Here is a 23,231-nt window from a genome sequence, read left to right as displayed (position 1 = left end):
CTGGTCTTAGTATCGCACAAAACAGATGTGATATGTTTTTCGGCTAATTTCATCTCAACAAGATTCTTATGGCGCAAAACTCACGTACCGAAAACGCAACTAGTAAGCCCCAAAGTGGACAAGAGCCTGTTAATGAACACCGGTAATTACAGAGAACCACGAACTTATCCAAAAGGGGTGTGGATAAATTGTGAAGAAGAACGTGTCGAGGAACAAACGTCGTCTGGCTCATTCTAAAGAGAACGATAGGTGGCCTTTTCCAGGTCTATTGCGATGCACATACGCTTGCCGTAAGCAACTTTTCCGCTCTAGAAGCTCTCTCTGCGAGCATGTTACTTTTACGAGGCCAGAGCAATTCACTATGCATTTTGTCTATACAGAAGAAAGCTGATCAGCTAGAATGGGGAAAATACGCGAATGGAGACGAAGAACGGCGATGAAATCGAATCGGCAGGTCATGGGGCAATTGCAACGACAGAGGCTGGTGAAACAGCTTCAACGGCAGTTGAGAGATTGGGACCCTGATACGCAATGTCACATTCACTCTTATCTGAGTAAGAATAAGCGGTGTCAATATGATCAATACGGGCGTGTAATTGAACTGCATCTCTGCGATTACGATTTGACGCAGATTCCCTCGGAAGTATGGCAATTCTCAACATTGCAAGATCTTTACCTGAGCCATAATCAGCTCAGTTCCCTTCCTGCTGATGTGGGCAGGCTCTCTTCGTTGCAACGGCTGGACCTGGAGCACAACCAACTCAGTTCTTTGCCTGAGCAAGTGTGGAACGTTAAGGGTCTAAAATCGCTTTACCTGAGTCATAACCAGTTTCGCTCCTTGCCTGAAGATGTGGGTCGGCTCTCCTCATTACAATGGCTTCACCTGGAGCATAACCAACTTCGCACGCTGCCAGAGCCGCTATGGAACCTTTGTCATCTCTGCTCGCTTGATTTAGGCCACAATCAGTTCAATACTCTACCTATGGAAATTGGCAAGCTCTCTGAGTTGCAATTTCTTGATCTAGACAACAACCAGTTGCAAAGTCTTCCTGCGGAAATTGGTAACCTCTCTGCTTTGCGCCTCCTGAATCTAAGTCACAACCAGTTTCGTACTTTGCCTATGGGAATCGTCAAGCTCCCTGACCTACGAATACTCCGTTTATCCCATAACCAACTCGGCACGCTGGCGAAAGAGATAGGTCATGTCTCGTCATTAAAACAGCTCCATTTAGATGGTAACCAACTGAATACTCTGCCTATGGAGCTCAGTTCCCTCTCGTCATTAAGCTGGCTTTACGTGAACAATAATCAGCTCAGCTCTCTGCCTATGGCGTTAGGGAATCTCCCGTCGTTAAAACGGCTTCATCTGGATGGGAATCCATTACAGACACCACCGCCGAAGATCATTGCCCAAGGCTCCCAGGCGATTCTTGCCTATTTGAGGACAATGTAAGAGGCAGAGGCGAAACGCCTTAAAGCAAATAATCCACCTGGATGGGCAAAAAGAGACTGTGCTGATAGTATTTAGCCAATAAAAATGGTGCCATAACCGAAGAAAAGAGCATGGTATGTCTGTTGTCCATTCCATTACGGTGACATCGTCAATCAAGCGCCTAGAGCAATTTTCTACATGGAGCCGAGATGTGCAAACAGTGCTCGACTACCTCCCTCGCTACGTTGCGGCAGGGAGAAAACAGCGTGTTTTTGCATTACCATGGGAGGGTGTTCCTACGATGCTCATCTCTGCTAACCTGTTCCGTAAATACCACGAACAACATTGTCTGGAGCCGCTCATCCTTCCCAATCAGTGGCAGGCCTATAAGCGATTTATTCAACAACTTCCCGTAAACACCCAAGTGGATGCGCAGCTCAAAGAAGGATCCCAAGTTTATAACTATGAGCAAACCATCAGCAGCTTGTATGGGCACGGTCCAAATATTTCTATGTTGCTCAACTTGCCTGGCAAAGGTAGATATTTTCTTCTGGCAATGGAACAAGGAGGGACGGAACCCATTCCCATTCGAGGACCTGACGGCACAGGAGAACCCATAGTTACAAAGATTGAGGTTGCCTTCAACATAGACATTGCAATATATGATCATGGCGACGCATTCTGCCTCAGGGTGGAGGATCTTCTTCAGGAAGGCTACTACTTTTGGAACCTGGTTGGTGATCCACACGATATCGTTGCCAAGGCGGCCCTTATACGTCTGGTTTACTACTTTCCTGAGATTGAGGTTTCCAGCGATAGCGAGCCAGGCGAATGGTGGGAGGCATCTCTGCTTTGCCAGAAACTTTTCGGAGTTGCCGATCTGCCGCCAGGGCCTTGGGGTGACATCGACAGGCCAGACGAGGATACTAGAAAACAACTCATCTCTCTGGCGAAGTCGCTGCCTGACTAGAGACTGCATATAAAGGCTTCAAGATGGGTCTCTCGCCAAGTGACGCAGAAGCAAGCGATTCTGAGACGCATAGATCCCACTTTCGCTGCTTTCTGGCAAGAACTCGTCGTCTTTGCAGAGCCGACGACAAAAGGGATACCATGCCGAGTATTGTGTAAGAGGACGGAGATTTCTTCGAAGAGATGATGGCACAATTTCGGCGATGGTAATCACCCTATCTCAGATGCTAGGCTTGTGGTGTGTGGAGACTATCGGGTCTGGCGAAGAACTGTACGCTGGGCACAAGTGTCTGGTTTGATGCCTCTAACATCGAGACTACAATCACGCTGACATTATCCTTGCCACCACCATTCAGCGCGGATTGGATCAACACTTCAGCGGCCTGAGATGGATCGGGAAGTGTATGACAGAGAATGTCTTCAATTTTAGAATCACGTACCATGTTCCACAGGCCATCCGAACAAAGCAATACCGTATCGCTGGGGTGTAATTGTACAGTGAATAGATCAACCTCCACGGGCAATTTCCAGCCCAGGACACGCTCAATCACATTGCGGTGTGGATGGGTATATAAGTCGTCAGGTTTGAGGATTCCTGCCTCAATCTGACGAGCAACCCACAAATGATCAGTCGTGACCTTTTTAAGTCCTTCACTGGCACGATAGAGATAGGTGCGGCTATCTCCGACGTTCGCAACGTAGGCAGTTGAACCAACAATCATTGCAGCGGTAACGGTCGTCATCACACTGAAATCCACATCTCTGGCTTGCAGAGGGATATTCTGCTGATAGACCACTTCGTTCGCGAGTTGGACTGCTTCAGCCAACAATGTGACCCAGCCTTCCGGCCGAAATGTAGTGCTTCTGACAACCTGTGGCCAGATAAAGTCAACCATTGTTTGGATTGCACTGCTGCTCGCATCTTGCCCATCGGCATATGCTCCCATCCCGTCAGCAAGCACAAACAAGCCAAAGGACAACGGTAAGGTATCTCTATCCCCTATGCTCTGAGCCGCAAAAAGGCTATCTTCGTTCAGTTTCTTCTGTTTGCCAAGATCAGACCCAACCCCTACCACATACGCCAAAGAGGTGAGCCCTGTTGTAGGTAGTGGAGGGATCTTTTCCCAGTTATGGCTGAGTTTCTAGCTTTCATCTTTGTGAGGCATAACAAGCTATTCCCTCTTTCAGAGTTGCAGGTGTTCCCTTTCATCTATATCACATCCTTGGACGCGAGAGTCCAACCAAAGGGGTCCGCCACATACCGTCGTGCCAAAGACCTTCCTCTATATTTTCCTACAAGTTTTCTGCTGCGAGTTAAAATCTGCTAACAGGCTTGTGAAGCCAGCCGGATGAAATCAGCTGATCCAGTCCGTGATGTTACTTTGCTAGCTATGACAGCCTGGCTCATTTAGCCCCAGGATGGGGGGTAGTCGCCTAAATCGCCTAACTCTTCTAGCGCAATTTTATATTCAGCGTCGCGTCGCTTCTTATCGGCTAGCGCTGCCTCTACACGCTCATAGCCGCCGTAAGCAACTAGATCATCTATCACACCTTGAATGCCGATATATTCAATCCGTGCCAGGCCGACTACCAGACGATCCGCATTCTCTTCCAAGAACTCAGTTATGTTGGTTTCTGTAAGGTCAATTCGATAGTTCGTGTTAGGTTTTAGGCCGTCTTCAAACGCTTCTGCCTCTTCATACACCATGTCTAGCAAGTCTAGCAGCGCGAGCACGTCATCAGAAGTTACAAAGCCAATATTGCGTAGATCGCGCCGGAAGCGGGTTACATCTTTGGGCATATTGTGCTGGTACTCCAATCTTTTCTAGCTCCTGCTGGCCAGCAGGAGCGCAGTAGGATATTGATAGTTGCAAAATTTGCCTAGCCAAGTAGAGGGAGGTCCAGGATATGTATAAAAGTCTATCACTATGAGCGATTAACGAATCACAGGAATCCGCTCAACTCATTCGGGAAAGATATCTGACCCTGCTTGCCCAGATGCGAGAGGACCTTGCTTCTCTGGGGCCGCTTGCTCAGGCCTTTGAGCATTTTTGCCACATTACCGACAACTTCTCAGCAGAGCTATTTCGGTGTTATGACATCGCGGGCCTGCCACGCACCAACAATGACCTGGAGCACTGCTTTGGGGTCGCGCGTGCATGAACGACGCGCCACCAGTCGGCGGGGAGCCATTCCCGGCGTCGTCGTTCGAGGCTCGGTGCGCGTGATGGCTGCGGTGACCAGCAAGGAGCAGGTCTTTTCGGTGGATGAACTGCGGCCCAGGGATTACCAGCGCTGGCGCGAGTTGCGGCGACAATTATGCCAGCGGGAGGAGGCTCGTCGGCTGCAGTGGCGTTTTCGCAAACAGCCTGCCGCTTATTTAGCGAGAATCGAAGCTCGCCTGCTCCAGTGAAGTTTTCCGTTCAGCGAAAAAAACTAGGATGGCAAGCCTATCTTGACGGGAGGGGGATACTGAGGGAAGAAGAACGGCAGATCAGAAAGGGAGCGGTTCCATGACGGAAGCGGACCACGCCGAGACGTATGAGCAACGAGTTCAGGCGATTCAACAGGCGAACCAACCGATCCTGGATGGGTTTGAGACCTGGTTGAGGCAATCTGGGCTGAGCGAACCAACCATCAAAGAGCATGTCGACAACATGCACTTGTTCTCTCGCTATTTACTCTTGTATGCCTATTCCCTGCGCCGGCTTGATGAAGCAACCGAGGGGAATGTCTATGACTTTTTAGAGGATTGGTTCCCGCGCAAAGCGCTGTGGGCTTCCGTGACGAGCATGAAAGTGTACCTGGCCTCGTTCAAGAAATTCTTCAAGTGGATGGGGGAAAGTGGCCTCGTGTCTCCCGAAATTGTTGAGGATGTGCGCTCAACGCTCAAAGACGACCGCACCTTCTTCCTCAGAAAGGTGTCTGGAAATCCCGTAACCGAGGAGCAAGAAGATGGCTAGACGAGACGCTCGTCCCCCAGCAGAACGAGAAGTGCGCCTCACCCCGAAGCGCCTCCACTGTGTGAACTGCGAACAGCGGCTTTGGGTCGCCTACCACGCCCAGCGCACGCTGATGACCTTTCGAGGGTTGGTCCGCCTCACGTTGGTGGTGCGGCGCTGCCGCAACCAGGCGTGTGACTTGTATCATCTGCCTTATCGCGCAGAAGAAGAAGGAGCTTGGGCGCTGCCCCACGGGGAATTTGGCTTAGATATCATCACGGTGGTCGGTCAGTTGCGCTATGGGGAACATCGCTCGATCCCAGAGATCCATCAGCGCCTGGTCCAGCAGGGAGTACGTATCGGCCAGCGGACCGTCACTGATCTACTCGAACGCTACGAGGAGTTAGTGGCACTGCATCTGGCGGATGAGGAGCGGATCAAGACCCGGCTGAAGCAGCAAGGCCAGGTCCTGCTGGCCATTGATGGGATGCAGCCAGACGTTGGTCACGAAGTGCTTTGGATCATCCGCGATTGTTTGTCCGGCGAAGTGTTGTTGGCCCGGACCTTACTCAGCAGTACGCGAGGAGATCTCGCCACTCTCCTGGATGAGGTCAAGGAAGCCGTGCCTGTGCCTATCAGTGGGGTGATTTCTGATGGGCAGCAGACTATCCGCCAGGCAGTGCAGCGCAGCTTGCCTGAAGTGCCCCATCAACTTTGTCACTATCACTATTTGGATGAAGCGGCAGATCCGATCTTCGAGGCGGACCGGCATGCCAAGACCGAACTGAAAAAACTGGTACGTGGGGTTCGGCCCATTGAGCGCTCGCTGGAGAATGGGGAGGAGGAACAAGCCGACGCGATGCGGAGCTACTGTTTAGCGGTGCGCAGCGCGCTCACTGATGATGGCCGTCCCCCATTATGCGCCTCCGGCCTCAAATTGCATGATCGCCTCACCCAGATCTCCGACTCACTGGCGCGGGTTGAGGCAAAAAGGGGGGTCTTCATCCGGCTTTGGACGAACTCCACCGCCTCCTCACACGCGCTTTGAAGAAAACTGAGGCGGTGTGGCCAGCACTCGAGCAAGCCTATGCGTTGGTCCACCAGGCGGCACATGTGCTGACCAATCACGAAAACGAAAGTGGTCAGGCAGTGCGTGAGCGCTACACAAAGGTACTGGATACCATGCGCGAGCAGCAAGCCTCCTTGGGAACGCTCGGTGAGGCCATTGACACGTTCGTGAAGGTGACCGAGAGCTACTGGCCCGGCTTGTTCCACTGTTATGACGTGGCTGATCTGCCTCGGACCAACAATGAACTGGAACACTGCTTTGGTTCGGTGCGCTACGGGGAACGGCGCGCCTCAGGACGGCGGGGAGCCATTGCTGCGCTGGTGGTGCGCGGGCCGGTACGCGTGCTCACGGCTTTGGCCTTACGACGACAGTGTTTTTTACCACGGGCCTTAGTGTTCTCTGATCCAGAGGCGTGGTACAGTATGCGTGAGCAGCTCACCTTTCGGCACGAAGCACGTCGCAAACAGTTGCGCTTCCGCAAGAATCCCGCTGCCTACCTTGCGGCGTTGGAGGAGATCCTTCTCAAGACAGGCTTGCCATCCTAGAAAAAAACAACTATCCAAATAGACCACTCTTATCCATAAGGCTGTGCTAAAGCCATCAGTCTTGCAATGAGAGGGCCTTTCGCTGGGTTAGAACGTGCCTGAGATGAACTCATTCATCATGACAGGCACGTTTGCATCAAAGCCGACTACTTCAAGCGCGAGTCTATCATTTGGGTTGTTATTGCTGACATGTGATGACGTCATTTGCACGTTGATGATGCGCGCCTCAGGATTGAGAGCTTTCCTATATTTCTCAAGCCACTGTGCAGGATGTCCCCGGCCAGCTATCAAAGCCTACAATCCTCTTTTCTTCCTCCTGTGCATCCGCATATATAACGCAGTTGGATTTATACCCAATTGGAATGCTAATTGACGAGCAGATATGTGTTTTAGCTGCTCATCGATCCATTCCCATGAAGGCCAATCAAATTCAAGGCTTTTCCAACGTAAATTTTGGCCAAAATAGTGGCAGCAAGCTTGGCAAAAGAAGAGCTTGCAAAGAAAAAGATGATGATCTATAGCTCTTGCAGAAAGTCAACCAAACAAGAGGAGATTCATCATCATGACAGAATCTACGATGAAACTGACCCAACGTTTTACCGGATGTGCGAGCCTAGCCGCACTGGGCATCAAACTACGCACCCTGGATCTGCTGGCACCGATCCGAAAGCTCGTTCAGATCCCGCAGAAGACCGTGAAAGACACGCCCTTTGAGAAACTGTCCGATGCCTTCATCAGTATCCTGGCGGGAGCCACAGGGCTGGTGGAGATCAACAGCCGCTTGAGGAGCGATCGTGCGCTGCAACACGCGTTTGGACGGACGCGCTGCGCCGAGCAATCGGTCGTCCAGGAAACGCTCTCTGCCTGTACCGCCGAGACGGTGAAGCAAATGGAGCACGCGATGAAGCTGATGTATCGCCAACACAGCCAAGGCTATCGGCATGACTACCATCGGCAATTTCAAATCCTGGATGTTGATCTCACGGGTCTGCCGTGTGGCAAAAAGGCTGCTCTGGCTACCAAAGGCTACTTTGCTGGGGCGCGCAACCGCCGTGGACGGCAATTGGGCCGTGTCCTGGCGACCCGCTACGGGGAAGTCGTCGTCGATCAACTCTTTGAGGGCCGGACCAAACTGTCCGAGGCGTTTGTGCCTCTGGTTCAAGCTGCCGAGGAGATCCTGGACCTTAATGGCGCGAAACGCGCGCGCACCCTGTTGCGGGTGGATGCTGGGGGTGGCAGCATGAACGATGTGAACTGGTCGCTCACCCAAGGCTACCAGATCCTGTGCAAGGATTACTCCGGCCAACGTGCGACTCGCCTGGCAGCTTCCGTGACCCGTTGGGTTGACGATCCCGATGAGCCGGGGCGGCAAGTGGGATGGGTCGAAGTGGAAGCGCCGGAGTATGTGCGGCCTGTGAGGCGCATCGCAGTTCGTAAGCGCAAACCTAATGGACAGTGGGGCATCGCGGTCCTGATCTGCAGCCTGCTGCCCGATGAGGTTGAAGAACTGAGTGATGGCCTGCTTGTCCACAGTCTTGATCCTGTCAAGGATCTGCTGCTTGCCCACCTGCGTCTCTACGATCAGCGTGGAGGTGGGGTCGAAACCTCGTTCAAAGGCGACAAACAGGGGGGTGCCCTCGGCAAGCGCAGCAAAAAGCGGTTTGAAGCGCAACAGATGGTTATGCTCTTGGGCAGCCTGGTCCACAATGTGCTCGTCTGGGCACAAGAGTGGTTGGTCGTAACGACCTCTGCGGTGCAGCACTACGGACCTTTGCGTTTGGTACGCGATGTTTTTCATATCAGTGGCTTTCTCCTCCTTGATGCGTGGGGGCGCGTCCGTCAGATCGGACTCAATCAGGATGCTCCGCTGGCTCCTGTCTTACTCAGCCCTTTCCAAACCTTCGTCGCTCCTGCGCATGTCGCCATTTATTTGGCCAAAACTTAGGTCCAATAACATTTTTTAGAACAATATTTGGGGGCATCATTATCGTGGTAAGAAAATTCCTTGCCGCAAGATCCGCATATGGTTGTATACAAGGATTGTTGATGCCATTGTTGCATATAGCATGTGCGGCAAACCCCTTTTACTAAATTATGAGTTTGTTTGCCACAATCTAAACATTCGCGTTGCTCTCTAAAGCGCAAGGGAACTGGACAGTCAGCGTACAAACGCTTAATATCTTCAATCTGAAGCCAAGTTACTGGAATGCCATTCTCCTCTAGCGCTTTTCTTTTTAAGTTATATTTCTCTCTATACTTGGGGAAATGTAGCATTCCGGGGATCTCAACGAATCGACTATCTATTTTAAAATCAGCAATGTACGGCAGTCCTTCTATTCTTGCTTCGTGCTCATGTGCTATTTGTTTCCAATGTAGACATGCGTCATACATCGCCTCATAAATTGATCTACATGGATACCCCTCTTGTAAAAGTATGACTCCTACAAATGCGGGAATGTTACGGAGATTGCGATGATACTTAACTCTCTCTCTCGGAATCTGCAAATCATGAGCAATAACACTATCGGGCTTTGTTCCTAAGGGCACATTATTCCAATCAATAGTATTTGGATTTATATAGATAGGAATGTTGCGTTTCCGTCTCTCTTTCCCAACTCTATTGAAATGGACGCCTAATTCTTGTGTTAGAACATAATCGGGCTTTTCCCCAAGACCAACGGTCTCCCAGTCTATATTTTCAGTCTTGGTGCCAAAGGCAGGTATGCCCAATCTTCTTCTCATTGCGCTAACAGTTTCCCTATGGACACCCAATTCTCTCGCTAAATCTGTATCAGGCTTTGTGCCCAGTCCAACTTTGTGCCAGTCCGCAACTTTCCTAAACATTAGATCCCCCTTCTAACATTGTAACGGATGGGTATATTATTTACCATTTTAGAATCAGTGTAAATAACGATAAGTAAATAGCCCTCTTTTGCCAAGAGGGCTATTTACCTAGAAATCGCCTTTAATGAAAGAGGAGATTATCTCTGGGACATTGGCATCAAAGCCGACCACTTCAAGTGCTAGCCTATCATTTGGGTCGTTGTTGGTGACATGTGTCGACGTCATCTGCACATTGATAATGCGCGCCTCTGGGTTAATTTCCTGGCGATAGCGCATGAGCCACTGGGCGGGATGGCCGTTTCTCCCGGCCCACGATTCGCTGTCGGTAAGCACCACAAACGTATCCACCTGTAACTTTTTCTGGAGCGCATACTGCATAGGTAGGGATAAATCAGTCCCACCCCCGCCGAGTTTGTCTAGGATATGCACCACATCATCCAGGCGCTGACTGGTCGAGATAGGTAGCTCATGTACACGCGTATCGACCCCGATAATATGATGATTTGGCTCCGTTCTGGCGGTGATCAGGGCCATCGCACCTGCCGCTTTATGCAAGGACATACCCGGCATGCTCCCAATGTTTCCATAGCTCATTGAGCCACTTGTATCCACAACAATGAGGATGCGCTTGCCAGTCGACTCGACGTTAGCAAATGACAGGTAAAACGCATCATTCAGGGCATCCACTATGCTCTGTACTGGTGTCCAGGTATTGTCGCCACGCACGCCCTTACCACTGCTATACGTCGTGAGTGCAGCCAGGATCTTCATGGGATGTAGACGTGGCTTCCTGATCGCGTTCTGGTCGCGCAACCGGCGTGTAATCTCGTTGGTAGCATCACTCAGAGGCTTGATCAGCCCAACACGCGTCATCGTTGCCAGGTTCCTGAGCATGGCCTCCATGGGCATATCCTCAAGCAACGCCTCCCAGATCCGCTCAGAATTGAGATGCTGTGTGGGCACGGCTTCACGTGGAAGCTTGTACTCCCTGATAAGCGCGGCCACCTCCTTCTCATCCTGAGCGCGTTTGGCTCGCTCGAATGCCCAGACGATCCGCAGCGCCTGGTCAGGGTGCGGCTCATCGCCGACGCCTTCCCAGCCTTTGACTACCCAATGATACAGGGTGTTATAGGTAGGAGTTTCGCCTTTGGGGTGTGCCAGGCGCAGCGCGTCGCGCTGGGTGTACCCGTCGCGGTTCTGGTATTTAACGAGCTGGTAGGCAAGACGCTGCTCTGGCATGTTGTTGTACCAGGATGCGACTGCCTGACGGAGTGCACGCCCCCAGCCTCTGAACTGCTTCACGTAAGCCAGGAAATGCAGGAGATGGGTACCCGTTCTGGCAACCTGTGGGAGAACAGAGAGTGCATATTGGCGCACATCGATATCATCGGCCGCTGCACAAGCCGCAAGCGCGAAGAGTGCCGGATCATTTGAGGCAGCGCGGCCAGCCTTGGATACCTCCACAATTGAGGTGACGACATCGCGGCCCTTGTGCTCTTTCAGCATTTTCTCGATCACACCCAGGTTCTCCTTAGTCAGCTGGCGCTGGGAAACATAAAATGTCCCATTGGCACTACCCAGGATGAGGAACCTTTGCAGGCGTGTGGCATCTTCGACGGACCAGGAAAAGCCGCTGGCATTATTTTTCGTCTGGCCAGAGCCGGGGATTGGCTCCGTCTGTGGCGTGTTGGGTGCGCGACGTCCGAAGTTGAGATACTGCTTCATGTTGCCTCCTGCATACAAAAAGACACGGGCAAGAGGTCGTCCGTAGGATAATCACCCAAAGATAACCTACAAACAGCGGCCCGTGTCAATAAGTCCAGAGATAGGCAAAAGGTAGATGTTGATGTTAGTGCTCTACCACTAAGCTACGACAGAGTTTCCTCTATCAGCAAGATTCGAACTTGCGCCCCTACCATTTTCAGTGGTAACCAACACCAAGCGGCCCATCTCGACATGAGGATAGCAGAAGGAGTGAAAGAAGTCAATATAGCTCTTTACAGGGCTGAATATTTCCGACAATGCTAACTATAACAGAGGCAAAGATAACAAGATACAGACCAGTAGGCCCATTTTTAAGGGATAATTGCCACGAAGTATGTTATTTACGTAGATAAATATGGTAGCTATTCAGGTTAGCGAGAAGGAGGGGGAACTGTGTAGGTCATCTTTAGTACTATGCAAATCGATTTTGACACTCCAGATCTATGCCTCCTGGTTCCAGATTTCCAGGATAGGATACTGGATCCTTTCGAGAAGAAACGTCTATACAGTGAAAACTGCTTATTTTTTCATAAGGGATGATGTATGCTCTTCAATTTCCAATTGCGCCCACTCTCCGAGGTAACCCCCTGGGTTTATCAGGGACACCTCTATCTGCACTGGTTTGGTCTGACAGAAGGATGGTACTGGTTGCACGTCAACGAAAAGGATGAAATCTTCCGTTACAGCCCGGAGCTTCTGTCTTACTGGCAACAGGAATACCTGGATGAGCCCAGGCATCTCCCTTATGCCGACTATTACGTCGTCCGTTTTTGGCAAGATCTTTTGGACATTTTACCCCGTATCCTTGAGCCGCTTCCTCCCAGGCTTGCGCAGCTGTTAGCAACAGAAGAACAGGTGAATCAATGGCAGGAACGCATCAGACAATGGGAAACATTATTCGAACCGAGTGAGGAAGAAGAGGAAACAGAAGAGGAAGAACAATCCGGGAGGGAAATATGGGACACCTACCTACAAGCATCAAGCTGGTGGTATGATCGGCAGCTTGACACACATCCTTTGATAGCAGGGCCGCGTCTGTGGTTCTGGAATAATGACCAGCATATCCATGCCTGTTGGGATAATCGTGAGCAAGACATTGACACCATCCCGGCTTGGACCGCGCAAAAAGGCCAGATCCACCTGACCCGCGCTCAATTCTTAGACGAAGTGCAAGCATTCCATGGCCTCCTTTTTGCCGAGATGGCCAGCAGAATTCAGGAGATGAAAGCTACCTACCAACCTGGGCGAACAGACAGAGCGCCCATGCCAGACGCATTTTCGGCAAACCGCTCAATCTACGCTCCGCTTCCCCAAAAAGGCGAAGACCCGGAGGAAAGATTCTGGCCTTACCCAGATATTGCTCTGGATCTCGCCAAACTCGAAAAAGAGCAACTGACCCGCTTTCAACGGCTCGCTTCGTCGTTTGGGCGAGTCTCTTCAGGCGAGGAGATACAGGTCAATGCTGTGTTCAATGCAATGACGAAGATGGATAGATTTGCAGGGCTTTCCTGAGATGGACACGAATGCTAGAAACCGGAGAGCTTATTTGCCTCCGGTCGCTTTTCATATTTCGCTGCTCCTGGTCTCTGTCAAAATATGCATCAGTTAAAAAATGAAAGTGCAAACGTATAGCATTTAAAAGTAGCACAATACAGGAACTTCATCCTTTCAGCACATGTTGTGTGTAATTCTTCGATGTGTCTAGCATACCCGAGTAGGATCAACGTTAATGTATACTTAGAAAATCTCATGCATTAGGGTGTCCCTAGTATATGCGATCGGAGTAGTTTTACCCATACAGCAGGGAGCGCACACGATGGAAACATATGATATCGTTATTATTGGTAGCGGTCACAATGCACTCGTTACCGCAGCCTACCTCACCCGCGCGGGACGCAGTGTCCTCGTGCTGGAGAAAAATGACCGTCCAGGGGGCTAGTTCGCACAGATGAGCTGACACTTCCTGGCTTTAAACACGACGTCTATTCTGCCGCACACCCTCTCTTCCTCACTGGACCAGCCTATACTGATCTCGGAGACGCACTGGCAAAGCGGGGATTGCATTATTTGAATACCGATCTCCCAACGGGTGTATCCTTGGAAGAGGGTCAAACAGCGGTGTTTCCACGCTCTATTGAGGCACTCATCGCAGAGGCGGAGCGACTTGCTCCTGGCGATGGAGCTGCCCTTGTTCGTCTACTGGAAGCGCTTAACCCCTATGTGAATGATGTTTTCACCCTATTTAACTTGGACCTTACCTCACCTAGCGCACAGGAGATCCTTACGCGTCTACTGTATGATAAGAAGCATTCCGGCTATTCATCCTTTGCTGCCTCGCTATTTGATACTGCGCGCACTGTGGTCAGTCCTTTCCAGTCTTCAGTCTTGCGTGCAATGCTTGCCCCCTGGGTCATGCATATGGGACGCACTCCCGACGAAGTTGGCAGCGGTATCTGGATTAAACTCGCCGTGTTGGCATTAATGGGAGGGGGCATGCCAATACCCGAGGGGGGAAGCGAAATGCTGGCGCGCGCGCTGACACAACTGGTAATAGATCAGGGGGGAGTAATACGCACGCAGGCTCATGTCAATCGTATCGTTGTAGAACACGGGCAAGCTTCGTGCGTACGTACATCTAGCGGTGAAGAGTTCCGTGCGCGCCAGGCTATAGTTGCTTCAATGAATCCAGATCAGCTCTACCTCTCGCTGCTTGCTGATACAGATGTCGATGAATCTCTGCGTACACAGGCCAGGCAGTTCAGGTATGGACGTGGATGTGTACAGATTCACTTGGCGCTTAGTGAGCCGCCACGTTGGCCAGATGAGCGCTTCAACAGCGTGGGACAGCCACACTTAACGGATGGACTCGATGGGTGTACCCTCGCCATTGCCCAGGGAATGGCTGGCTTACTTCCGGTGAAACCAACGTTTACTGTGGATTGCCCAACGAACCTCGATCCTTCACGCGCACCGGAAGGGAAATCCATTATGCGCGTTCAGGTTCTTGAGGTGCCCTGTCACCCTCGGGGTGACGCTGCCGATCTGATCGATGTAGGTGACGGGATATGGACACACGACCTTACTGAACGCTTTGCAGAGCGAGTCATTGATATTGTGGGCAGGCATATTCCAAATATTCCTGGCGCTATTATCGGTCACACTGTGATGACACCCGATACACTGGCACAGTTTAGCCCCAATCAAGGCCCTGGTGATCCATACGGAGGTGCACACGATCTGGCTCAGAGCTACCTCTTCCGCCCGCTCCCCGGTCAACCAGGGCATAAGTCCCCAGTGCCAAATCTCTTTCTGTTGGGAGCAGCAACATGGCCAGGGCATGGAATTAATGGAGGATCAGGCTACATTGTTGCGCAACAACTCTTGAATGCGACCCCCGAAGAGATAAGATAGCATGGCGTCCTGAGGAAGAGCACGCTTCAAGAAATTTCGGCGATTCCTTAGGCTTTTAAAGAACTCAGGTGTTTGAGCTTATTGGCTTCGATCGGCAGATGAGAACACAAATATTGCCATCACCCAAAGATTATCAGGGAGTAAGATGGCAACATGTGGGATTGACCCGATTTGGAAGAGTACCTGAAGTGAAAGGGAGAAGGAAGAGCATCTTTGTTTTAGCAGAAGAACCACGAACGGCACAAAAAACCTCCATTGTTATCTGCACGGGTGAGGGTTGCTTCGTCAATTTGAAATGCAGATGTCTTTTCAGACAGCCAATTAAGGCCTGTTCCTCTATGATATCGCTTTCTAAGAGTCCATCGTACAAGAAAAGGGTCATGAAAAATAGAGTGTGATTGGCTTATTTCGCAGAGGGCGTATCAGTGAGAGCGATCTTGATCAGCAGTTGGATTGCGATTGAGGCCGAAACGCAGCAGGTCCGTGACCACTTGGCGCGATTGCATGAGCATCTCTCGTTGATGCAGACACAGATCAGTTCTCTTCAAACGGCGGGGGATGTACTTCATGCGCTCCAACGTCGGTTGCATGAGCAGCTTGAGCAGCCCTTATCTTGGGAACAGGTGATCGAGGCCCTGGCCAAGCATATTCATCTTGAGACGCCGGTAAGAGTAGATGGGAAGAAAGCGGTGCGTCTCTCCGTAATCTATCGCTTTGGCGATACCATGGCGCTCTGTAAGACCTATCCCTCGCCGAAGTTGTTGCAAGAGCACCAGGAGGGGCAAGAGCATATTTGTTGGGGACATCATAGAGGGCTTTGAAGGGGCTGGACCGGAAGCTGAGGAAACGCTTCCGGTCTCAGCGCCTCCGAAATCTCTCGAATGTGCCCGAATACTGATGGTGGACACCCACAGACGCATTACCTTGCTTAGGCAAGCCTGTGTCATCGAGCACCAGCATGCCATTGGTTGGACTGTGCTCAACCAACAAGCGCACCCGTCGCCCATCGAGAACCAACAGATCCCAGACAGCATCGGTCAAAAGATGTTGCAATTGCTCCAACGAGGTATTGGCTACTGTCTGAGCAATCGTCCCGCAGTTCTTACGTGGCAAATCGGCCAACAAGCCAGTGACGTGCCGCTCAAGTGATCTGCGACTCGTGCTGCATCGAAACAAGGGCGCAAACGGTCGCAAAAAGATTGCTAATTCTGGGAGGGAGTCTGGTAATCCCTTTGGCAAGGTGAGTGTTTTCATCTTCTTATCGTAGCATTCAAAACTACCAAGTAGTATTATTTATTTTCTACTTTGGTATCATAATATTTGTATATGCGCTTCCCCGCAATGAGGTACTCGGCAACAGGTACACCCTGAGGATTATCATCAAGATAAGTTGTCCAGGCCGCCACTATTTCCTCATCTTTTGAGGCGATTTCTAATGGAATAAGCTTAACTTCATGGAAAAATATATCATCTTCATAACCATCAAGGTGCTTTGATGCAATAGGGACACTGTAGGCCTCCCTAACATATCTAAGTAAATCATCTTTATTTTCGGGGATCCAGCTAACTGGCCCTAATATGTTTAATCTATTGGCAACGTATGTTTCCCATTCATCAGAAGCTATATCCTCTACAGGCAGTTGAAGCTCAGCTAAGAGGGGGAGTAGCCTTTCTATCTTTTCCTGCGCTTGTATACGTTTATAAATTTGCTTCACTGCATCTTCAAAATGATACTCAAATTCTGGATAAAGTTGTTTTGGTATTATATAATCTCGAGCAAGTGACTCGCCGTTTCTTGGCCAATACATCCACCAATCAATAATGGTTTTATCTAATATGAGCTTCTTCATGGCTTTGTGTTGCTGTGAAGACCAGAAGCTTTCACATGTCATTATCGTATAAAATCTTTGTCCTCGGAAATTCTTTTCCGCATTCTCTTCCTCACCATGGAATGCATAAACCTGTAGATGGTGTAAATATTCGCCAGTTTCCGTGTGATAGGCCACCTTAAATGGAAGTTTCGTAGCCTCTATCACTTCTTCAATATCTTTTTCATACAGTGCGATGCAAATACGGATGCCATAACGAATGTTGTGTACTGATGAAAGGCCAGTAACCCTCACGGCGCAAGAGCCTCAGAGCTAGCGAGCACAATGGCTTCACATCCCATCATTCATTGAGAAGCATGCGAGAAAACGCTCCTGGCTGTCCTCAAGAGACAAAAAAGGCCACCTTCTCCCTCCTCGGCCACAGCAGCCGAGCGTTGATCTGCTCAATGCTCTTACGGCTTAGCTCACCGTGACCTTGTGAAAACGAATGTCCTGCATCACAGCCCACACCAGACGCACACAACTGGTTTCGCTCGTAAAGGCGTCAATCTGATCGGTTCTCTGCCGCACATTGCTAAAGAAGCCTTCAATCGCGTTGGTGCTCTGGATATGCCGATGCATCCCGACTGGAAAGTCATAAAAGGTGAGTAAGTGCTCCTCATCCTCACACAAACTGCGCACCGCTTGGGGATAGCGCTCGGCATATTTGGCTTTGAAGGCGACAAGATTGGCCAGAGCATCCTCCTTCTTCTCTGGCTTCCAGATCCCCACCAGATCGGCTTGCACCAGCTCGCGCTCTCGACGAGGAATGGCACTGAGCACATTGCGCTGCTTGTGAACCAGGCAGCGTTGGCGTGCAGTCGCTGTAAAGAGCTGGTCAAGCGCTCCCAGGAGTCCTTCATGCCCATCCGTGACAAAGAGGTCCACCTCAGTGGCTCCACGACTGCGCATGTCCTGTAAGATGCCCAGCCACCCCTCACGGCTTTCTTCGGCGCAGGCTTGCAGCGCTAAGACCTCCTTGTTTCCCTCCCCATCGACGCCCAAAATCGTCAAAATGATGCTCGCATCGCACTTGGAGCCATGACGAATGCTGAAATGAATCCCATCGAGGTACACAATGCGATAGTGCGTTTGTAACGGACGGGTGCGCCACGCCTCAAATTGTTCACTCAGGCTTTCATTCAAGCGACTCACGCTACTGGCGCTGGGAGCGACCCCCAGCAACGTGTTGGCGACCTTGCCAATTTTGTGGGTGCTGCTTCCGCTGACAAACATCTCGGTTAAGGCCTCTGCTACCTCAGGCTCATAGCGGCTGTAGCGCTCAAACGCCTGCGTATGAAACTGGCCCTCTCGATCTCGTGGAACGCTCAGATCTTCAATACGGCCACTTGTGGGCACCAGGTCGCGGGTGTAGGAGCCATTGCGATAGCCTCGACGCTGGCTGGTGCTTTCTCCCCATTCTGCGCCCAAGAACAGACGGAGTTCTTCTTGCATGATTTCTTCCATCACCACGCGGGTTGCTCCACGAATCAACTCACGCAGATGCTGATGAAAGCTCTCTTGGCTGGGAACATCCGATGGGGAGATACGTACGCTTGTCGTTGGTGACTCTGGTGTGTTATGGTGTTTTTTGTGCACAGGCATAGTCTTCCTCCTTGTCCTTTGTGCAGGACTGAGTAAAAACATTCTATGCCTGTAGTATCACCTTTTCTTTCCTCCTTGGGAAGCCTTCCCCCTTTACACAACATTCGTTATGGCATCCCCATTTCATTGATGACAGTGATCATATAGAACCTCATGATGTAGAAGAAATGCTGAGTGACATCCATGAATTGTTAAGAAAAAGGGAATAGTGGTCGCAATCTCATAAGGTTTGAGGCCAAAGAGGAAGAGGTTGAAGTGATACCCCATCACTTCAACCTCTTCCTCTTTGGCTGGAGTATGCAGCTACGAGTGGTAACATCCTCGTGAAGGATATTTTCTCTTCAAAGCCTATCTTGATTCAAGAAGAGGAAAGACTCTCTGCTGTTTTGGTTTCTCCGAAATTGGAACAGACTCATGCCTACTTTTGAGCGCCCTCGGAAAGCGTCGCGTAAGTGGAGGAAGCGCGATCAGCACCTTTTCAAGAGCGTAGGATGTTCACTCACGCAAAGGAAAGCCATCGCCCTCTCTATCACCTTGTAAACAGAGAGAGCGATGGCTTTTTCTGTGATTTCGAGGCTATCGATGGTTATCCCTTTAAGACGGTTTCTTCAATGAAGGTGCGCAACTGGGATTCATATTCCTGAGCATTTGCATTCCAGCATTGGGTATGTTCGGCATCAGGAACACGAATATAGGTGATCGAGGGGTGGATCGACGCGAATATATCACTTAACGCTATGGGCGCGCTCGTATCATCCATGCCATGAAAGAGCAGAGTTGGAATGTGGCGAGGTGGTTGCTTGAGGAAATTGAGTGCCTCAAAGTTGATATGTGTGCGCCTTGAGATAATGACCTCTGCTCCTCTGGCAATGAAGAATGGGAGTTTGTTCTTTCTGGTTTGGCTCTCGATCGTGGCCCGCCAATCAAGCACCGGTGAGTCGAGGACCACTGCGTGAATATGGTCAGCATAGGATGAGCGAGCGAGGAAGACTTCGACCATGGTTCCTCCCATGGAGATGCCATAGAGGAGAATGCTTTGTGCCCCCTGGGTCAAGGCATACTTGACGCTGGCCTCCACATCTTCCCACTCCGTCTCTCCCAGATGTGATAGCCCATCAGTGCTTGCCGGAGCGTTTTTATCATTGCGGTACGTGATAGCTAAAATGGGAAACCCCAGGTTAGCCAGTGTTTGAAACGCACGTAGCCCTTGTTCTTGTGTCCCCGTTGCACCATGGATGAGGATGACCCAGATCGGCTGCTGCCCAGGAACAAACCATGCCGGCATGGTGCCGAGAGGGGTAGGAACAGACACCTCATTGATGGTGAGTTGGAGGTGCTCTCGCAGTTTCCCTCTGTAGACCGTCGTATTCCAGGCGACGTTGGTCTGAGGTGTGAGCGTTCCTGCTACTTGGAGCAGCTTTCGGGTAACCGTCTTGGCATCAGAGGAGAGAATGGGTCCCACAATGGCCTGTCCTTCTGGACCTTGAATACCAAACACTCCTGGCCGTCTGGTATTCTTTGTGCTTTGTAGCGTCATTGCCTCCGCATTGATCTCCACAAGTGGGATAGTAAAAGATGTTGATGCATTGGTTGTGCGATGGAGCAGTCGTTGTGCAACATACCAACACAAACCGACACAAAGCACCACTAGCAGAAGAGTAATGAGAAGAAGCACACATACGAGTAATGTCAACATAATCAATCCTTTAGCAAAGTAATAGGTGCGGAAAAAATGGTATCAAATGCTACTGGGATCTCTCCCGTTATAATGTGCTGAGCTCTTGGCGTGCGCTGCGCTCTTTGTGCTCGCTGAGCACAGATACTGACCGAGCATTCAGCGATGGAGCGAGCTGCGCAAAGTACTCCAAGAGCAATCGGTGCGTGAACATGTATCCCCCTCCAACGTTGCGCATTAATGCGTGGCTGGTGACACGATTAAGAAAATCCACGTAGTTCCTGGGAATGCGACTCCACTTCCAGAGATACCAGCGAAGCGTATAATGCTCTATCCATGCAATACCACCATGGGCGATGGTAAAAATCACAAAGAACTGTATGGCAATCATCACCGCAAAGGCTTTCGCCATCACTGGCCAGGTTGAAAGCTGTCCAAGAAGGCCAAAACCGATGCCAGTCGCGAGGCCGCTGGCAATTCCACCAATGGGAGCAAATATGCAAGCTCCAAGAAGTGCATTACGTCCCGAACGAGCGATGCCTTCATTTGGGATCGTATGCTGGTCATCTGCGAGAATCTCACTTGACCAACCACTTTGAAGCATACTCGTTAAAATGCCTGCAATGCCCACAATGAGGCCGCTGATCGTCCCAAAAACCAGCCCGTAGTGAAGTCCATACCCAGGATCGACAAAAAAGAGGCTCGTGATCCCGGCAATGATGACGCCTACGCTTGCGAGCGTAACGAGCGCAACCAGGAGACTCTTTTTGATAGTGTTTCCCATGTCCTGGGCCATCTGTTTCCAGGACCAGGTGACAATCTCAGCTGGTTGAATGGTTTTTCCTAACGAGGTGAAGAGACGGGTCCCCCCACCAAAGCCAAAGGCCAGGAAATAGAAGAGCGCTGCGATGAAACTGTAAATGATGGTGGACTGGTGATTGACCTGGAGCAGCAGTTCGACGATGGCAAAGCTGAGTCCTCCTCCAGTTCCAAAGGTCAGACCATCAACAAGTCGATCTTTAAATGGCACCTTCTCTGGTGGTTCTTCTTGCTGGTAGCGTAATCCACCTCCTAATCCACTGAGGAGTCCAATAAGCATGGCCAGAAAGAAGCCAATTCCCAGGCCATAGGAGATTCCATGCATAAGGCCACCAAGAATGGTAAACAAGGTAATGGAGAACGGACTGATGATGAGGCCAAACTTCAGTCCAGTGCGTAGCCCAGTTCCCAACCCATGCCAGATGGCGCGGGGGGTCAGCGTTGGGAGAGAGGGACTTCCCACCAGGATGGAAACCAACCAGATCACGATACTCAGAATGAGAATAAGACTGGCTCCCCCTTGGCTTCCCCCTCCAATGCCTGGTGCCATCCATCCAAGCATGCTATTGCCTGTTCCACCGCCAAATAGCCCCAGGATCCCATTTCCAGAGCCTACCACCCCATTCTTCAGCCCTCCTTTCAACCACGCTGCCAGGGCACCTCCGACGATGCATTGGATGACAGTGACGAGACGAATAACGGTTCGTTGATATCGATGTTGCTCACGGTTACTTTCCAGCCAATCGGGTTGAAGGCGCTCGATATGGAATTCTGTCTGATTATGTGCTTGCAGATGCCGCGCCAGCCATGTCAAATACTGTTTGATGTGTACGCTGGTGTACGTCTTTGTCTTGGCACCTCCTCGCTCAATCAAGCGCTCAACATATTTCGCAAAGATCATATGTCGTTGTATCTGAAATACACCATCAGTCAGGACCTCCTCCATCTGTACTCCCTGGTAGGCAATGGCCAACGTATTGAGCATTAAGGGAGTGGAGGCCATTTCTCGGAGTGCAGCGTCACGTTGAAGCGTCAAGCGAAGGATGGCAAGATCTTGGCCCGCTAGAGCTACAAATTCGTCTATTTGCTCAGTGGTCAACGCCTTGACCACGACTGACTTATTCAGGGCAAGACGCGCTGGTTGTGCCAGATAATCTGCAGAACGGCAACAGACCACGACCGGGGCTAATCCATATTTTTGCCGGTAGGTGTTGATCTCCTGAATACATGCTGTCCGGTATTCAGGCCCAACGTCATCTAATCCATCCAGCAAGAGCGTGATGTGCTCCGCTTCAATCCATGTTTGGGCCAGTTTGGGTGAAATTCGATATTTGGTATTGATTTCTTCGACCAGCCATTTTTCCAACGGAAGCTGTCTCTCTGCCCACGATGCCAGATTGAAATAGATTGGAAGAGGATATCGTTCATAGTGCCTGGCGCGTGCAATCTCATGGCGTGCTAGTTCAAGGAGCAAGGTTGTCTTGCCTGAACCAGGCTCACCAAGAATGAGCAGTTCTCCATCCGCCTGGTCATACACTTGCGTAATCCGGGTTCCAGGTGGCAACGAACGTGATGGCAAGGGAGACTCCTGAAACACCTCTTGCCATGGGTCTTCAAGCACATCGGGTCGTTCTTGTAACGGTACAACGAGAAGGGTGGAATGATAGAGCGATTCTTCAAAAACGCCCTTGATCCAGCGCTCGTGAACACGGGTGAGCAGGCGTTGGCGGTTTACATCGTCGTATGCATATGCGAATGTATTCCGATGAGCAGTTTGTGATGGTTCCGCAACATCCCGCCTCCGCTCCGAACCCTCTTCTGGGAAGACGTTATCTTCTTCAGCAGAGAGCACCACTGTGTATGTGACGTGGTCTTTCTGGGTCGACGAGTGGCGTAATCCTTGATCGAGCGGAGGTAAACCAAGTTCCTCTGGAGACTTTCCTAAGATCTCACATAATCGTTTGCGAACTTCTGGCTGCGGAGCGCGTTTTCCCCGTTCCCAACTGCTGACGGTTTGAACACCAACATGAAGTTGCTCGGCCAGATTTACCTGAGTGAGACCCCGTTCTCTTCTTGCTTTTTTGAGGAAGGTGTTCGGACTCATAACGCATTCCCTGCAATCACTAAGGAGACAATGTACAACAATGTATAGAAATGCACGATTCTAATCCTTACAATCTACAAATATTCAAAAACACAAACTGATAGTAGCACAGCTTTTCATATTTAACAAGGTTTCAAGCACTTTGAAGCGATGAGAAGCTGTATGTAGCCACCTGTATGAGTCT

The 23,231-nt window shown here is 50.6% G+C and carries 20 protein-coding genes; 11 read left to right on the top strand and 9 right to left on the bottom strand.

Features of this window, described 5'->3' with window-relative positions; translation table 11 throughout:
* Positions 1-436: 436 nt before the first annotated feature.
* A complete protein-coding gene (locus JMJ16_RS01900) occupies positions 437-1,453 on the top strand; it encodes a leucine-rich repeat domain-containing protein (protein WP_201377982.1) in 1,017 nt (338 codons plus the stop codon).
* Between the two features lie 115 nt (positions 1,454-1,568).
* Positions 1,569-2,402: a hypothetical protein gene (locus JMJ16_RS01895; RefSeq protein ID WP_201377980.1), complete on the top strand. Its 834-nt coding sequence runs from the start codon at positions 1,569-1,571 to the stop codon at positions 2,400-2,402.
* A 226-nt stretch (positions 2,403-2,628) separates the two neighbouring features.
* Here JMJ16_RS01895 and JMJ16_RS01890 read toward each other — a convergent pair whose 3' ends face one another.
* Together JMJ16_RS01890 and JMJ16_RS01885 are read right to left on the bottom strand one after the other, a co-directional pair.
* Positions 2,629-3,477: a PP2C family serine/threonine-protein phosphatase gene (locus tag JMJ16_RS01890; protein WP_236601527.1), complete on the bottom strand. Its 849-nt coding sequence runs from the start codon at positions 3,475-3,477 to the stop codon at positions 2,629-2,631.
* A 332-nt stretch (positions 3,478-3,809) separates the two neighbouring features.
* A complete protein-coding gene (locus JMJ16_RS01885) occupies positions 3,810-4,220 on the bottom strand; it encodes a hypothetical protein (protein WP_201377976.1) in 411 nt (136 codons plus the stop codon).
* Positions 4,221-4,399: 179 nt separating this feature from the next.
* Here JMJ16_RS01885 and JMJ16_RS01880 point away from each other — a divergent pair, with 179 nt between their 5' ends.
* From JMJ16_RS01880 to JMJ16_RS01860, 5 genes are all read left to right on the top strand, one after another.
* Complete coding sequence (locus tag JMJ16_RS01880; RefSeq protein WP_201377974.1) at positions 4,400-4,564, top strand: hypothetical protein; 165 nt, start codon at positions 4,400-4,402, stop codon at positions 4,562-4,564.
* Positions 4,557-4,814: a hypothetical protein gene (locus JMJ16_RS01875; protein ID WP_201377972.1), complete on the top strand. Its 258-nt coding sequence runs from the start codon at positions 4,557-4,559 to the stop codon at positions 4,812-4,814. Before JMJ16_RS01880 ends, JMJ16_RS01875 begins: the two co-directional genes overlap by 8 nt.
* 100 nt (positions 4,815-4,914) lie before the next feature.
* Positions 4,915-5,364, top strand: a complete 450-nt coding sequence (locus JMJ16_RS01870; RefSeq protein WP_201377971.1) for a site-specific integrase — start codon at positions 4,915-4,917, stop codon at positions 5,362-5,364.
* A gap of 112 nt (positions 5,365-5,476) precedes the next feature.
* Positions 5,477-6,957 (top strand): ISNCY family transposase gene (locus tag JMJ16_RS01865; protein ID WP_201382693.1). Its coding sequence is split into 2 segments (ribosomal slippage): positions 5,477-6,328 and positions 6,331-6,957, totalling 1,479 coding nucleotides; the frame shifts between segments, so codons are not numbered across the junction.
* A gap of 562 nt (positions 6,958-7,519) precedes the next feature.
* Positions 7,520-8,902: a transposase gene (locus JMJ16_RS01860; protein WP_201377970.1), complete on the top strand. Its 1,383-nt coding sequence runs from the start codon at positions 7,520-7,522 to the stop codon at positions 8,900-8,902.
* Here JMJ16_RS01860 and JMJ16_RS01855 read toward each other — a convergent pair.
* A complete protein-coding gene (locus JMJ16_RS01855; RefSeq protein WP_201377969.1) occupies positions 8,899-9,801 on the bottom strand; it encodes a hypothetical protein in 903 nt (300 codons plus the stop codon). The two genes, JMJ16_RS01860 and JMJ16_RS01855, sit on opposite strands and share 4 nt — an antisense overlap.
* 108 nt (positions 9,802-9,909) lie before the next feature.
* Entirely contained in the window at positions 9,910-11,526 is a 1,617-nt protein-coding gene (locus tag JMJ16_RS01850) for a TROVE domain-containing protein (protein ID WP_201377968.1), read from the bottom strand.
* A 582-nt stretch (positions 11,527-12,108) separates the two neighbouring features.
* On the opposite strand from JMJ16_RS01850, the gene JMJ16_RS01845 reads away from it, so the two are divergent.
* The 4 genes from JMJ16_RS01845 (at position 12,109) to JMJ16_RS01830 (ending at position 15,797) form a co-directional block, all read left to right on the top strand.
* Positions 12,109-13,077 carry a DUF5984 family protein gene (locus JMJ16_RS01845; protein WP_236601124.1) on the top strand — a complete coding sequence of 323 codons (969 nt, stop codon included), beginning with the start codon at positions 12,109-12,111 and terminating at the stop codon, positions 13,075-13,077.
* 304 nt (positions 13,078-13,381) lie between these two features.
* A complete protein-coding gene (locus JMJ16_RS01840; protein WP_201377966.1) occupies positions 13,382-13,504 on the top strand; it encodes an FAD-dependent oxidoreductase in 123 nt (40 codons plus the stop codon).
* A gap of 128 nt (positions 13,505-13,632) precedes the next feature.
* On the top strand, positions 13,633-14,976 hold the full coding sequence (locus tag JMJ16_RS01835; protein WP_201377965.1) for an NAD(P)/FAD-dependent oxidoreductase: 1,344 nt from the start codon (positions 13,633-13,635) through the stop codon (positions 14,974-14,976).
* Between the two features lie 425 nt (positions 14,977-15,401).
* The gene (locus tag JMJ16_RS01830) at positions 15,402-15,797 is read left to right on the top strand and encodes a hypothetical protein (RefSeq protein ID WP_201377963.1); all 396 of its coding nucleotides are present in this window, start codon (positions 15,402-15,404) and stop codon (positions 15,795-15,797) included.
* A gap of 37 nt (positions 15,798-15,834) precedes the next feature.
* On the opposite strand, the gene JMJ16_RS01825 is transcribed toward JMJ16_RS01830, so the two are convergent.
* From JMJ16_RS01825 to JMJ16_RS01805, 5 genes are all read right to left on the bottom strand, one after another.
* On the bottom strand, positions 15,835-16,230 hold the full coding sequence (locus JMJ16_RS01825) for a transposase (RefSeq protein ID WP_201377961.1): 396 nt from the start codon (positions 16,228-16,230) through the stop codon (positions 15,835-15,837).
* Positions 16,231-16,265: 35 nt separating this feature from the next.
* Positions 16,266-17,099: a hypothetical protein gene (locus JMJ16_RS01820; protein WP_201377959.1), complete on the bottom strand. Its 834-nt coding sequence runs from the start codon at positions 17,097-17,099 to the stop codon at positions 16,266-16,268.
* Between the two features lie 165 nt (positions 17,100-17,264).
* Positions 17,265-18,449: an IS256 family transposase gene (locus tag JMJ16_RS01815; protein WP_201377957.1), complete on the bottom strand. Its 1,185-nt coding sequence runs from the start codon at positions 18,447-18,449 to the stop codon at positions 17,265-17,267.
* A gap of 586 nt (positions 18,450-19,035) precedes the next feature.
* Complete coding sequence (locus JMJ16_RS01810) at positions 19,036-20,145, bottom strand: S9 family peptidase (RefSeq protein WP_201377955.1); 1,110 nt, start codon at positions 20,143-20,145, stop codon at positions 19,036-19,038.
* 67 nt (positions 20,146-20,212) lie between these two features.
* Positions 20,213-23,047: a helix-turn-helix domain-containing protein gene (locus tag JMJ16_RS01805; RefSeq protein ID WP_201377953.1), complete on the bottom strand. Its 2,835-nt coding sequence runs from the start codon at positions 23,045-23,047 to the stop codon at positions 20,213-20,215.
* Between the last annotated feature and the right edge of the window lie 184 nt (positions 23,048-23,231).

This window comes from Ktedonobacter sp. SOSP1-52 (assembly GCF_016587395.1).
The sequence above is the reverse complement of the archived record's forward strand: the minus strand, read 5'-3'. Positions and strand labels throughout refer to the sequence as shown.